Consider the following 14,045-nt stretch of genomic DNA (forward strand, 5'->3'; position numbering starts at 1 on the left):
CCCTAAGCCCGCCCCACGATGTCCCTCCTCGAGACTGCGCTGACCTACCTGCCTGGTGTAGGGCCGAAGCGAGCCGCCGTGCTGGCCTCGGAGCTGGGGCTCTATACCTACCAGGACCTCCTGCTCTACTTCCCCACCAAGTACGTCGACCGCTCGCGCACCTACCAGATCCGCGAGCTGCGCGGCGAGCTCCCGAGTATCCAGCTGCGCGGCTACATCCGTGACTACAAGGAGCTGGGGGAGGGGCGCAAGAAGCGCCTCGTGGCCTACTTCACCGACGGCACGGGGACGATCGAGCTGACGTGGTTCCGTTCGCTGGCGACCATCCGCAGGCTCTATCCCGAGGGGCGTATGTTCCTCGTCTTTGGCAAGCCCGTAGCCTTCGCGGGCGGCTACAGCATCACGCATCCCGAGCTGGATGATGCGGAGAAGGAGCAGGCTGTAGGCTCGGGGCTCATGCCTGTCTATCCCCTCACGGAGGCTGTGAGGCGCGTCGGGCTGGCGAGCCGACAGATGCGCCAGCTGCTCTACACGCTCAAGGAGCTGCTGCGCGGACAGCTCACCGAGCCCCTGCCCACCTCGCTCCTGAGGAGCGCCCAGCTCATGCCCTACGCCGAGGCGCTGGAGCAGATCCACTTCCCCGAGACGAAGGAGCTGCTGGAGGCAGCACGCAGGCGGCTGAAGTTCGACGAACTCCTCTTCATCCAGCTACGCCTGCTGGGGATGAAGCTCGAGCGTAAGAAGACTAGCCCTGGGCTCCTGCTGCCGCGCGTCGGCGAGCACTTCCGTAGCCTCTACGCGAGCCTACCCTTTGACCTTACGGAGGCGCAGAAGCGCGTCCTCAGAGAGATCCAGGCCGACGTTGTCTCGGGGCGGCAGATGAACCGCCTCGTGCAGGGCGATGTGGGTAGCGGCAAGACGCTGGTCGCCCTCTTCGCGATGCTCCTGGCGGTGGACAACGGCCACCAAGCCTGCCTGATGGCGCCGACCGAGATCCTCGCGCGTCAGCACCACGCCTCGCTGGCGGAGCTGCTCGAGCCCTTGGGGCTAGAGGTCGGGCTCCTCATCGGCAGCACACGCCGCCGCGAGCGCACCCGTCTGCACGCAGCTCTGGCCTCGGGTGAGCTGCCCATCCTCGTCGGGACGCATGCCCTCATCGAGCCCAGCGTACACTTCCACTCCCTAGCCCTCTGCATCATCGACGAGCAGCACCGCTTCGGCGTCGTGCAGCGCTCGGGGCTGTGGGCGAAGAACGCCTCCTGGTACCCCCATATCCTCACCATGAGCGCCACGCCCATCCCGCGGACGCTGGCCATGACCCTCTACGGCGACCTCGATATCTCCGTCATCGACGAGCTGCCCCCGGGGCGCAAGCCGATACAGACCTACCACGTCAGTGAGGGCGAGCTCTTCCGCGTCTACCGCTTCCTCGAGCAGCAGATCGCCGAGGGGCGGCAGGCCTATGTCGTCTTCCCCATGATCGAGGAGCAGGAGCAGTCCGAGCTGCGCGCGCTGCAGGAGGGGATGATGCGCTATCGCGAGCGCTTCCCCGAGCTCGAGGTGGTGATGGTGCATGGCAAGATGAAGCCCGAGGAGAAGGATGCCCAGATGCAGCGCTTCGTCTCGGGAGAGGCGCAGATCCTCCTGGCGACGACCGTCATCGAGGTCGGGGTCAACGTGCCCAATGCCTCCGTGATGGTCATCGAGGGGGCCAATCGCTTCGGGCTGGCGCAGCTCCATCAGCTCCGCGGGCGCGTAGGCCGTGGGGCGAGTCAGAGCTATTGCATCCTCGTCACGGGCAGCAAGCTCGGCGAGGAGGCGCAGCGTCGCCTGCAGCTGATGGTGGAGACCAACGATGGCTTCGAGATCGCGGAGGCCGATATGCGCTTCCGCGGCTTCGGGGAGATCGACGGCACGCGGCAGAGCGGTCAGCTGCTGAGCCTGCGTATCGCCAATCCCGCCACCGATGGCGCTATGGTGCAGTACACGCGGGAGCTAGCCGAGCGCATCCTAGAGGCTGACCCCGAGCTGAGCCAGCCCGAGCACGCTCCGCTGCGTCGGCGTCTAGACGAGCTCTTCCGCGAGCGCCCGAGCTGGAGCCAGATCTCCTAGCGCCCTTGCCCCGCGTGCCGCGCTCGCTTGCTCCTCCCTCTTTCCCGCCCTTAGATGACCTTAGCCAAGGCCCTTCGCAGCCCACATCCCCGCCCCTCCACGAGGGGGATGAGCTGCCCTGGACGCTACTTCCCGAGACCGAATCCGCGTCCTTGGGGTGAGCACTGCACAGATTTTAACTACCTTTGCAGCCGTATATAAGAAGACATTAAGAACAGATGCAGGACATTCGCAACGTAGCGATTATCGCGCACGTCGACCACGGTAAGACGACGCTCGTAGATAAGATGCTACTCGCCGGTAAGCTCTTCAGAGATGATAAGGCTGCCGAAGTAGACACCTACCTAGATAATAATGATCTCGAGCGGGAGCGCGGGATCACCATCCTCTCCAAGAACGTAAGCATACGCTACAAGGACGTCAAGATCAACATCATCGACACGCCTGGGCACGCCGACTTCGGCGGTGAGGTAGAGCGCGTGCTCAACCTCGCCGATGGCTGTCTGCTGCTCGTCGACGCCTTCGAGGGCCCCATGCCGCAGACGCGCTTCGTCCTGCAGAAGGCCATCGAGATGGGGCTCAAGCCCATCGTCGTCATCAACAAGGTGGACAAGCCCAACTGCCGTCCCGAGGAGGTGCAGGACATGGTCTTCGACCTGATGTTTAGCCTCAACGCGAGCGAGGAGCAGCTGGACTTCGAGACCATCTATGGCTCGGCCAAGCAGGGCTGGATGAGCAAGGACTACAAGACCCCCACGGAGGACATCTCCATCCTCCTCGATACCATCATCGAGCAGATCCCCGCGCCCAAGCAGATCGAGGGTCCCGCACAGATGCTCATCACCTCGCTCGACTACTCGAGCTACGTGGGGCGTATCGCCGTGGGGCGCGTGCACCGCGGTACCTTCCGCGAGGGGCAGGACGTCGCCCTCTGCAAGCGCGATGGCTCGGTAGCGAAGATGCGCATCAAGGAGGTCAATATCTTCGAGGGCCTCGGCCGTGCCAAGGTCGAGAGCGTCTCCTCGGGCGACATCTGTGCGCTCATTGGGATTGAGGGCTTCGAGATCGGTGAGACGCTCACCGACGTCTCCACGCCCGAGCCGCTGGATACCATCGCGGTGGACGAGCCCACGATGAGCATGCTCTTCACGATCAATAACTCGCCCTTCTACGGCAAGGAGGGTAAGTTCGTCACCTCGCGCCACATCCACGACCGCCTGATGAAGGAGCTGGACAAGAACCTTGCGCTGCGCGTCGAGCCCGCCGAGACGGCCGATAGCTGGATCGTCTACGGGCGTGGTGTGCTGCACCTCTCCGTCCTCATCGAGACGATGCGCCGTGAGGGCTACGAGCTGCAGGTAGGGCAGCCCCAGGTGATCATCCACGAGATCGACGGCGTCAAGCACGAGCCCGTCGAGCACCTCACGGTCAACCTCCCCGAGGAGTACGCCAGCAAGATCATCGACGTCGTCACCCGTCGCAAGGGCGAGATGACGATGATGGACAACAAGAACGGCCGCACCTTCCTCGAGTTCACCATCCCCTCGCGCGGTATCATTGGGCTCAACAACTACGTCCTCACCGCTTCGGCAGGGGAGGCCGTCATGGCCCACCGCTTCCTCGAGTACCAGCCCTGGAAGGGCGACATCGAGCGCCGCAGCAACGGCTCCATCATCGCCCTGGAGACGGGTACGGCCTATGCCTACGCCCTCAACAACCTCCAGAGCCGTGGCCGCTTCTTCATCTCCCCGCAGGAGGAGGTCTACGCCGGTCAGGTCGTAGGCGAGCACACCAAGGAGGGCGACCTCGCGGTGAACGTATGCAAGAGCAAGAAGCTGACGAATATGCGTGCCTCTGGCAGCGACGACAAGGTCTCGCTGGCGCCGCCCGTCGTCTTCAGCCTCGAGGATGCGCTGGAGTACATCCGCCCCGACGAGTACGTGGAGATCACGCCGCACTCGATGCGTATGCGTAAGATCATCCTCGACGAGACGGAGCGCAAGCGCCAGAGCCGCGGCTAGCCGCCCCCAGCGCTAGCCTCTGCCGCTACAGCTAGCGGGGCCTGCCAGCAGGATGCGCCCCCAAGAGGGTGCTCCCGACTGGCAGGCCCCGCTGCCTTGCGATTGAGGCGAAAAGCCTAAATTTGTCCTATCACTTAGTCCGCTCAGCAACTCCTCGCTACTACTACACTATGCTATCACGACTACGTATAGGACTCCTGCCCCGCATCCTGCTGGCGCTCGTCCTGGGGATTAGCCTCGGAGGCTTCGTGCCTGAGGCCTTTGTGCGCTTCTTCCTCACCCTCAATGGGCTCTTCGCCCACTTCCTTGACTTCATCATCCCGCTGATCATCCTGGCGCTGGTGGCCGAGGCCATCGGCAGCATCGGCCATCAGGCGGGACGTATGCTCCTCCTGACGGTAGCTATCGCCTACGGCTCGACGATCTTCTCGGGCTACCTGGCTTACTTTACGGGTGTGAGCATCTTCCCGCGGCTCATCGAGGGGGCAGAGACTTCAGCGATCGCAGCGCCTGCCGAGGGACTGCAGCCCTACTTCAGCCTCGAGCTGCCACCCGTCATGGGCGTGATGACCGCGCTGGTGCTGGCCTTCGTCCTGGGACTGGCGAGCGCACACCTCTCGGTGCCGACGCTGCGCGGCCTCATCGTGGATATGAAGGAGGTGGTCACTAAGGTCATCGAGACGGTCATTGTGCCGCTCCTGCCGCTGTACATCTTCGGTATCTTCCTCGACATGGCCTCCAGCGGCAAGGTGCTGGGCGTGCTGTTGGTCTTCATCAAGATCATAGGCGTGATCTTCGTCCTGCATATCGGGCTGCTGCTCCTGCAGTACACGGTGGCGGGGCTCGTGACGCGGCGCAACCCGCTGAAGCTCCTCCTGACGATGATGCCTGCCTACTTCACCGCCCTCGGGACCTCCTCCTCGGCAGCGACCATCCCCGTGACGCTGGCCGGGGCGCGACGCAATGGCGTCAGTGAGGGCATCAGTGCCTTCGTCATCCCGCTCTGCGCTACCATCCACCTCTCGGGCAGCATGCTCAAGATCGTCTCCTGTGCCTTGGCCCTGATCCTGGTGAGCGGCGGGGCCTACGACCTCGGGCTTTTCACGCAGTTCATCCTGCTGCTGGGGATCACGATGGTCGCCGCCCCTGGCGTCCCTGGCGGGGCGATCATGGCCGCGCTGGCGGTGCTGGCCTCGGTGCTGGGCTTCACGGCGGAGCAGCAGGCCCTGATGATCTCACTCTACATCACGATGGACAGCTTCGGCACGGCCTGCAATGTCACGGGCGACGGAGCTATAGCCCTCGTCATTGATCGCCTGATCGCGACGCCCAGTGAGGCGCCTGCGGCAGGCCCGACTACAGACAGTATAGATGGATAGATATTCGCTTGCGCTCGCGCGCTACCGTCAGGAGCGTGGCCTCACGGCCGCGCTGCCTGCACTCCGTGCCGTCCTCTTCGATATGGACGGCGTCCTCTTCGACTCCATGCCCGCGCATAGCCGCTCCTGGGTGGAGGCCGCTCACAGTGTCGGCCTCGAGATGCAGCCCGAGGATGCCTACTGGTACGAGGGGCAGACGGGCAGCTATACGATACAGCTACTCTACGAGCGTTGCCTGGGGCGCAAGCCCAGTGCCGAGGAGACCAAGTACCTCTATGAGCTGAAGACCGAGCTCTTCGTCCGCTACGACGGAGGCGGTATCCTCGAGGGTGTCCCCGAGGTGCTGGCAGCGGTGTCGGACCTCGGGCGCCTCGTCGTCACGGGCTCCTCCCAGCCCACGCTGCTCTCACGTCTCGAGACGGCCTTCCCTGGGGTCTTCTCCCGTCCGCTGATGGTCACGGGCAAGGACGTCAAGCAGGGCAAGCCCTTCCCCGAGCCCTACCTGATGGGGCTGGAGAAGGCTGGGGTTGCCCCTGAGGAGGCGCTGGTGGTGGAGAATGCACCCATGGGCGTAGAGGCCGCCGTCGCTGCGGGCATCTTCACCATAGCGGTGAATACGGGCCTGCTGCCCGATAGCGCCCTCAGCGATCGCGGTGCGCACCTTGTCTTCCCCTCGATGAAGGCGCTGGCGGAGGCCCTACCCGAGCTGCGCCGCCGCTGGACGATGGAGTAGCACCCGCCTCCTGTAGATACAAAGTAAGCCCCACATCACCTCCCTAAGCCTGAGGTGATGTGGGGCTTTCCTTTGCTTGCTCGCTAGGGGACTAGCGCTTCTCCTTACGTGACCAACCGAAGTGGAGGCCGAAGATGAAGACGACAAGCAGTACCTCGCCGAGGCCGAGCAGGATATCCCCTGGCATGCGCATCCAGCGGATCACCTGCATGAAGTCCTGCTGTAGGAAGTCTGCCGAGCGTGCCGACCAGTAGGCCTTGGTGATAGACTCGTGCGCCTGGAGGATCCCGATCGGCAGTACGCTGATGGTCACCATCAGGAAGAGCCCGATGTTGATCGACCAGAAGGCCGTGCCGATGAGCTTATCGTTCCACTTGTAGTCGGGGTAGAGCCCACGCAGGCAGAAGAGCATCAGTCCGATCCCTAGGATACCATAGACCCCGAAGAGCGCTGCGTGCCCGTGCACCGCAGTGGTATTGAGCCCCTGCAGGTAGTAGAGCGCGATAGGAGGATTGATGGCGAAGCCGAAGATCCCTGCGCCGAGGAAGTTCCAGAAGCACATGGCGATGAAGCAGTAGATCGGCCACTTGTAGTCCTCGAGCCACTGGCTAGCCTTGGAGAGGCGGTAGTTGTGGTAGGCCTCCATACCGATGAGTACCAGGGGCACGATCTCCAGTGCGCTGAAGGTCGCCCCGAGGGCAAGCACCCCAGTAGGCGTAGCGCTGAAGTAGAGGTGGTGGCAGGTCCCGAGGATCCCTCCCGAGAGGAAGATGATCGTAGAGAAGAGCACCGAGGTCGTTGCCGACTGGATGCGCAGCAGCCCCAGGCGGCAGAAGAGGAAGGCAGCCACCACCGTAGCGAAGACCTCGAAGAAGCCTTCTACCCAGAGGTGCACGACCCACCAGCGCCAGTACTCCGCTATGGCCATGTGGGTCTGGCGGCCGTACATCAGCCCTGCGGCGTAGAAGAAGGCGATCGCCAGCGAGGCAATGATGAAGAGCGTCAGCAGGTGGCGGTTCTCATCCTTACGCTTGAGCGCGGGGATAAGGGCGCGGATCATGAGGAAGAGCCATAGCACGAGGCCGACCAGCAGCAGGATCTGCCAGATGCGCCCCAGCTCGACGTACTCGTAGCCCTGATGGCCGAGCCAGAAGTTCTCGATGAGGCCGAGCTTCTGCATGACCCCCATCCACTGACCGATGAGCGAGCCTACGACGACGAAGACGAGGGCGCCGAAGAGGACATTCACGCCGAGGGCCTGATACTTAGGCTCTGTGCCCGATACGGCAGGGGCGATATAGAGGCCTGTAGCGAGCCAGGAGGTCGCGATCCACAGGATGGCGAGCTGTACGTGCCAGCTGCGCGAGACGGCCTGAGGGAGGAAGTCCTGGATCGGTAGGCCGAAGAGGGCATCCCCCTCCACGCCGTAGTGGGCCGTGATGGCCCCCAGCGTCATCTGCACGAGCATCAGCGCGGAGACGATCCAGAAGTACTTGAGGCTGGCGCGCATCGAGGCCGTGGGCTTCATCCCGCGTAGGGGATCGCTGCTGGGGATGGGGCCTTCCTCGTCTTCCTTAGCCTGCGCGTAGTAGTAGACGAGTATCCCTACGGCGAAGAGCAGGATCAGGACGCTGAAGCCTGACCATAGGTGTAGGGAGGTCGGGGCGATATTGCCAATGGTGGGGTCATGAGGCCAGTTGTTGGTGTAGCTGACGTCATCCCCTGGGCGGTTGGTGACGCAGACCCAGGAGGACCAGGCGAAGAAGGCGTTCATCTGCTCCATACGTGCGCTGTCCTCGATCGAGTGCTCACGCAGGGCGTAGGCGGTGCGGAGCTTGGTGTACTCGGGGCTTTGGTCGCCGAGGAAGAGCTTAGCGTAGTGCTGCCCTACCTCCTTGGCTACCGCTGCGCGTAGCGGGGTGTAGGTGATGATGCCGGTCTTCGGGTCGTAGGTATTCCGACGGAGTTCCTCGCGTAGGAGCACCTGGTACTTGGCCTGTTCGGCTTCAGAAAGGGTGCTGTATTCTAGCCCGTCTTGCGCGGCCAGCTTCTCGAGCATTAGTTCAGACTCACGGTGTAGATAGTCCGCATTCCAGTCTGGAGCGATGTAGGCTCCATGTCCCCAGATGCTACCGACGGTCTGGCCGCCGATGGACTGCCACACGTTTTGCCCGTCCTTGATGTCCTGTCCTTCGTAGAGTACCGTACCGTCTGTCGTCACGATCCTGGTAGGAAAGGGCGGCATGGTGCGGAAGATCTCCATTCCGAAGAAGCCTAGGACGCCGAAGGACAGTACAAGGACTGCCGCTAATGCATACCACAGTTTCTTTGGTGTCATATATATAGAGGTATTGGTGAGAGATGCCTCCTAGGAGGACTCGCTTAGTAAGTCCGAGGAGGTAGCTACAAAAATAAAGGAATGCTCGAATTTCTGCAAGTCCTCTCTAGTGCCCGCTAGCGCTGCGGGTTGAGGGCCTTGAGCTTGAGCGGGAGGGGCGGGGGAAGGGGCGTCGCAGCACCCGCGCGAGGCAGGATGCGGATGCGGTACTGGCGCTGCGGTAGGAGGTCGAGGAAGTTCTCCTCGGGCTGTAGCTCGGGGCTGCCCGTGTCGATATAGACGTCGCGGAGCAGCCGGTCAGAGCGCAGCAGCAGCGTGTAGTGGCTGCCGTCTGTAGCACGCTCGAGGGTGCAGCGCTCGGGCTGGGCGAAGGTGGGGAGCTCCAGCTCCTTGGGCGGGAGGGCGTAGTAGAGCTCCTCGGTGAGCAGCTCGGAGCCCGTGCTGAGGCGGTAGTAGATGCCGTGCTGGCGCTTCGTGGCCTCATCGGGGAGGAAGTCCTCCAGCGGGACGTCCAGCTCGAGGACGCCGCTGCGCCCCGAGAGCGTCAGCTCTCGCGACCAAGGGCGGCCAGTCGCTCCGGGTCTGTCGAAGGCAAAGCGCTCGGCCTCGAGGTGTACACGGCGCTCGCCCTCGGGCTGCTCGTCCCACACGATGGAGAGGCGCTGCCCATCGCGGCTGGGGAGGATGGTGTAGGGGGCGAAGGCGCGGGCGGCCTGGTACTGCAGCCCCTTCCACGCGCCCCAGTAGTCGATCCCCGACCAAGAGATGGCGGGCCAAGCGTCATTGAGCTGCCAGTAGAGACTGCCCATGCAGCGCGGGGCAGCGGCGCGCTGCGCCTTGATGCCGAGGGCGATGCCGCGCCCCTGCATGACCTGGGAGGCGTAGACGAAGTCCTCGAAGTCCCGCGGCTCGGGGTATTCCTGGCGGATGTAGTGGAGGATGACGTCGTTGCCTATGCTGCTCTTCTGATGGCTGCGCATCACGGGGCTCTCGAGGTCGTAGTCCTCCTCGCGGGCGAAGCGGCGGATACTGGAGGGCATGGGGAAGGACTGTACGCCGAACTCACTCATGAAGCGCGGCACACGCTCGCGCAGGATCTCGAAGGGCTCGCGGCCGTACCACACGCCCCAGTAGTGACTCTCGCCGAGGCCAAGGCTCTCGGGGCGCCCCCAGTTCGCCGTGTCGGGGCTGCTCTCGATGTAGGGGCGTAGGGGATCATGCTCGCCGAGGAGCTCGGGGATGAGCTGGCGGAAGAGGCGGGTATAGTCGCGCTCGAAGCGCTCGAAGGTCTCCTTGGGATACTTGCGCTGCCAGCCCCAGTACTTCAGCGCCTCGGCGATCTCATTATTCCCGCACCAGGTGGCGATCGAGGGATGCTGTCTGAGGCGCTGCACGTTCTGCACGACCTCCTGCCGCACCTCCTCGAGGAAGGTGCTGTCGGCGGGGTAAGGGGTGCAGGCAAACATGAAGTCCTGCCAGATGAGGATGCCGTAGCGGTCGGCCAGCTCATAGAAGCGGTCGCTCTCATAGACGCCGCCGCCCCAGACGCGCAGCATGTTGAAGTGGCTGCGACGCATGTCCTCGAAGAGCTGCACCAGCTGCTCGTCGCTCCGTGTGGGTAGCAGGAGCGTCCCTGGGATGTAGTTGGCACCCTTGGCGAAGAAGGGGACGCTATTGACGACGAAGGTGAAGCTACGCCCGAGACTGTCGGCCTCACGCCTTAGCTCCAGCGTGCGCAGCCCGACGCGTGTGGTGTAGCTGTCGAGCGGCTGCCGCTCGCCGCGGCGACGTAGCTCGAGGCGCATCGTGTAGCGTGCCTGCTCCCCCATACCGCGTGGCCACCAAAGCTGGGGATCAGGGAGGCTGTGGGCGAAGGGCTGCCCCGCCTGGGGGAGGAAGTCCGTGACCCGTCCTTCCCGACGATAGACTTCGCGCCCCTGAGGATCGAGGAGCGTGTAGCTGAGGTGCGTGTCCGCAGGTGCGGCGATATCCTCGGGACGGAGCCGTAGCTGAAGCTCGCGCCCCTTCGCCTCGGGATGGTAGCTCAGGTAGGGACGCCCTGCGAAGTGCTCCTTAGCCCCGAGGCGAAGCTGCACCGCCCGCCAAGGGCCTAGCGTCAGCAGGCGCTCGCCCCAGTCCCAGCCGTAGTGGTAGGGAGCCTTGCGGGTGAAGACGCTGAGGTGTATGGGTGCGTGGTCGTTGTCCGCGGGGTAGTTGATGCCCGAGGCCTCATAGCGCGGCAGCGCGGCTCGGGTGGGGGAGGCGAAGTGCAGTTCCAGCACGTTGTCCCGCCTCAAGAGTCCCTTGACCTCTAGCTCATGCTCGAGGTACATGTTGCTGCTGGTGAGGATGCGCTGCCCGTTGAGCCACACCTCGGCGAAGGTGTCGAGGCCGCCGAAGTAGAGGCGCTGAGAGGGCTGGGCGAGCTGGCGGGCCGAGAGGGCGAAGCGGAGTCGGTAGGTCCAGTCCAGTTCGCTGACCCACTGCACGCTATCCTCGTTCGTCCTGTAGCCGGGGTCGGGGAGCAGCCCTTGGCGGATGAGATCCTGCTGGACGACGCCGGGGACGGTGGCGGGGATCCAGCGCTGGAGCTTGGGGTGATAGAGCTGCCAGCCCGTGTGGAGGTCTAGGGAGTCATGCGCTGCGGCGTCGCTGCAAGGGCTACACATAAGGCATAGGAGGAGGCCAAGGATGAGTCGGTACATAGTGCTGAGGCAGGCTGCTGGCGCCTGCTGCACAAAGGTAAGCAAAGCCCCTCAGAGCGCTCACGGCCTGCTGTCCCCGAGCCCGCATAATACCCTTAGCGAGCGAACTGACTGATGTGGGCAAGCAAAGTAATATAAGAATCGGAGAAAAGTAATATAACTTTCGGCGAAATATTATATAATAATCCGCAGAAAATTATATAATATTTGGAGAAAAGTTATATAATATTCTGAGAGAAGTAATATAAGAATGCGCCGAAAGTAATATAAGAACCGCCGCGAACTTATATTATTTTGCCCGCGAACTGCCTGATGTGCGCTCAGGAAAGGCCTGATGTACGGGCGGCAAAGGACTGATATGCGCGCGGGGAGCGCCTTAGGTCAGCGCGGCAAGCCGAAGAGACAGCGCGCCCCCAGAGCTGCGGTGAGCTCTGGGGGCGCGCTGTGTGGCTTGGCCGATAATTGGGGGAGGAGGGAGGCCTCGGGCGGTAGGTGTCTTTGCCTAAGCGGGCGGTGGGACGAGCCGAAGGCGGCGGCTGGCTTAGCCCTCGCCCCGCAGCCAGACGGCTAGTGCCGTGGCGGCATTCTCCCCGTCAATGGCTGCCGAGACGATCCCGCCTGCGTAGCCCGCACCTTCGCCTGCAGGGTAGAGCCCCTCGTAGGTGAGGTGGCGGTAGTCCTTGTCGCGGGGGATGCGCACGGGCGAGGAGGTGCGGCTCTCGAGGGCGATCAGCTGGGCCTCCTCGCTGAGGAAGCCGCGCGTCGAGCGGTCGAAGGCGCGGAAGCCCTCCTTGAGGCGCTCGGTGAGGAAGCTCGGCATCCAGTCGCTGAGCTGGCTGCTGGTCAGTCCCATCGAGTAGGAGCTCGAGGGTAGGCTCGTGGACAGACGTCCGCGCAGGAAGTCCGTCATACGCTGCGCAGGAGCGCGGAGGCTCTGCTGGGCGGCGGCATAGCAGCGACGCTCCAGCTCCTCGCACCACTCCATCAGCGCCAGCGGGCTCTCGAGGTGCTCGACCATGATGCCCGTGGCAGGGATGTCGGAGGGGTGTAGCTCGACGACCATGCCCGAGTTGGCCCAGCGGGAGCCGCGGTTGGCGGGCGACATCCCATTGACGACGGTCTCCCCTGGGGCGGTGGAGGCGGGGACGACGAAGCCGCCTGGGCACATGCAGAAGCTGTAGACGCCGCGCCCCGAGGCCTGCGCCTTGTAGACGTATTCGGCCGCGGGCAGCCACTTGCCACGTCCCTCGGGACTGTGGTAGCGGATCTGGTCGATGAGCTGCTGCGGGTGCTCGAGGCGTACGCCCACGGCGATGGGCTTGGCCTCGACGAAGATATCCGCGGCGTGTAGGTAGCTGTAGACATCGCGCGCCGAGTGGCCTGTGGCCAGCACGACGGGGCCCTCGAAGCTCCGTCCGTCGGCACTCACCGCGCCGCGCACCCGTCCGCGCTCTAGGATCAGCTCGTCCATACGGCAGCCGAAGTGTACCTCACCGCCCGAGGCGATGATCTGCTCGCGCATGCGGCGGATGATGATGGGGAGCTTGTCTGTACCGATGTGCGGATGGGCATCGACAAGGATCTTGGGGTCGGCACCGAAGCGGCAGAAGATACGCAGCGTCTTCTCGACGCTCCCGCGCTTCTTGCTGCGGGTGTAGAGCTTGCCGTCGGAGAAGGCGCCCGCCCCGCCTTCGCCGTAGCTGTAGTTGGACTCGGGGTCGACGATCCCCGTGCGCTCCAGCTGGACGATGTCGCGGCGGCGCTGCATCACGTCCTGCCCGCGCTCCAGTACGATGGGCCTTAGCCCGAGCTCGATGAGGCGTAGGGCAGCGAAGAGTCCACAGGGGCCCGCCCCGACCACCACCACCGAGGGCGCGGCCGAGACATCGGGGTAGACGAGGTCGCTGAAGTCATCCGTCACGGGCTGCTCGCCCTCGAGGTAGACCTCTACGCTCAGCCCTACGCGGATGCGGCGCTGGCGGGCGTCGATATTGCGGCGGCGGATCTGCACGCTCGTGATGGCCTCGGGGGCGAGGTGCAGCTCACGGGCGACGGCGCTGCGGATGGACGCGTCGGAGGCAGCCTCCTCGGGGGAGAGGTTGAGCTGGAGGGTTGTCACTACTTCTTGCGGTGCTTGAGGAGGTAGTACGCCAGGCCGCCGACGATGAGGACGCCAGCGATCACCAGACCGATCGTGGAGCTGTAGCTCTGGATGGTCTCGGCGAAGCGCTCGGGCGGCACGGTACGGCCGATGACCCAGCCGAGGACGGCCAGGACGATGTTCCACGCCCCTGCCCCCAGCGTCGTATAGAGGAGGAAGCGGCCGAGCGGCATGCCTGCCAGCCCCGCGGGGATGGAGATCAGCTGACGCACGGCGGGGATGAGACGGCCGATGAGGGTGGAGGTAGCGCCGTTGCGATTGAAGTACTGCTCGGCCTGCTCGACCTTCTCCGGGCTCAGGAGACAGAGGCGTCCGAGGCGGCTCCCTGCGAAGCGATAGATCACGGGGCGACCGAGGTAGCGTGCTAGATAGTAGTTCACGAGCCCGCCGATATTGGACCCTAGGGTCGCGAAGAGGACGACGAGGATGATGTTCAGCTCCCCATTGGCCGCGCGGTAGGCAGCAGGGGGGACGACCACCTCACTGGGGAAGGGGATGAAGGAGGACTCGACGGCCATGAGCACCGTGACCCAGAAGTAGTCGAGGTGCTGCAGGATGTCCTGGAGGAAACTGAAGTGCTCTACCATAGCTGAGGC

At 63.9% G+C, this 14,045-nt stretch carries 8 protein-coding genes; 4 read left to right on the top strand and 4 right to left on the bottom strand.

Translation table 11 applies throughout. From position 1 onward, the window contains the following. Positions 1-18: 18 nt before the first annotated feature. From recG to J4862_RS00285, 4 genes are all read left to right on the top strand, one after another. Positions 19-2,112 carry an ATP-dependent DNA helicase RecG gene (gene recG / locus J4862_RS00270; RefSeq protein WP_211788755.1) on the top strand — a complete coding sequence of 698 codons (2,094 nt, stop codon included), beginning with the start codon at positions 19-21 and terminating at the stop codon, positions 2,110-2,112. A 218-nt stretch (positions 2,113-2,330) separates the two neighbouring features. Continuing rightward, on the top strand, positions 2,331-4,133 hold the full coding sequence (gene typA, locus J4862_RS00275) for a translational GTPase TypA (RefSeq protein WP_211788756.1): 1,803 nt from the start codon (positions 2,331-2,333) through the stop codon (positions 4,131-4,133). Positions 4,134-4,303: 170 nt separating this feature from the next. Continuing rightward, positions 4,304-5,512 carry a dicarboxylate/amino acid:cation symporter gene (locus tag J4862_RS00280; protein WP_211788757.1) on the top strand — a complete coding sequence of 403 codons (1,209 nt, stop codon included), beginning with the start codon at positions 4,304-4,306 and terminating at the stop codon, positions 5,510-5,512. Further along, a complete protein-coding gene (locus J4862_RS00285; protein ID WP_211788758.1) occupies positions 5,505-6,245 on the top strand; it encodes an HAD family phosphatase in 741 nt (246 codons plus the stop codon). The genes J4862_RS00280 and J4862_RS00285 overlap by 8 nt, the downstream gene beginning before the upstream one ends. Before the next feature lie 91 nt (positions 6,246-6,336). Here the strand turns inward: J4862_RS00285 and J4862_RS00290 are convergent, their stop codons facing one another. The 4 genes from J4862_RS00290 to J4862_RS00305 form a co-directional block, all read right to left on the bottom strand. After that, positions 6,337-8,583, bottom strand: a complete 2,247-nt coding sequence (locus J4862_RS00290) for a nitric-oxide reductase large subunit (protein ID WP_211788759.1) — start codon at positions 8,581-8,583, stop codon at positions 6,337-6,339. A 116-nt stretch (positions 8,584-8,699) separates the two neighbouring features. Then, positions 8,700-11,288: a glycoside hydrolase family 2 protein gene (locus tag J4862_RS00295; RefSeq protein ID WP_211788760.1), complete on the bottom strand. Its 2,589-nt coding sequence runs from the start codon at positions 11,286-11,288 to the stop codon at positions 8,700-8,702. 541 nt (positions 11,289-11,829) lie between these two features. Next, positions 11,830-13,407 carry an NAD(P)/FAD-dependent oxidoreductase gene (locus tag J4862_RS00300; RefSeq protein WP_211788761.1) on the bottom strand — a complete coding sequence of 526 codons (1,578 nt, stop codon included), beginning with the start codon at positions 13,405-13,407 and terminating at the stop codon, positions 11,830-11,832. Beyond that, positions 13,407-14,036 (bottom strand): DedA family protein, encoded by a 630-nt coding sequence (locus J4862_RS00305; RefSeq protein WP_211788762.1) that lies wholly within the window; start codon positions 14,034-14,036, stop codon positions 13,407-13,409. Before J4862_RS00305 ends, J4862_RS00300 begins: the two co-directional genes overlap by 1 nt. Between the last annotated feature and the right edge of the window lie 9 nt (positions 14,037-14,045).

The sequence above is a fragment of the Porphyromonas sp. oral taxon 275 genome (assembly GCF_018127745.1).
In the GTDB taxonomy this organism is placed as follows: domain Bacteria; phylum Bacteroidota; class Bacteroidia; order Bacteroidales; family Porphyromonadaceae; genus Porphyromonas.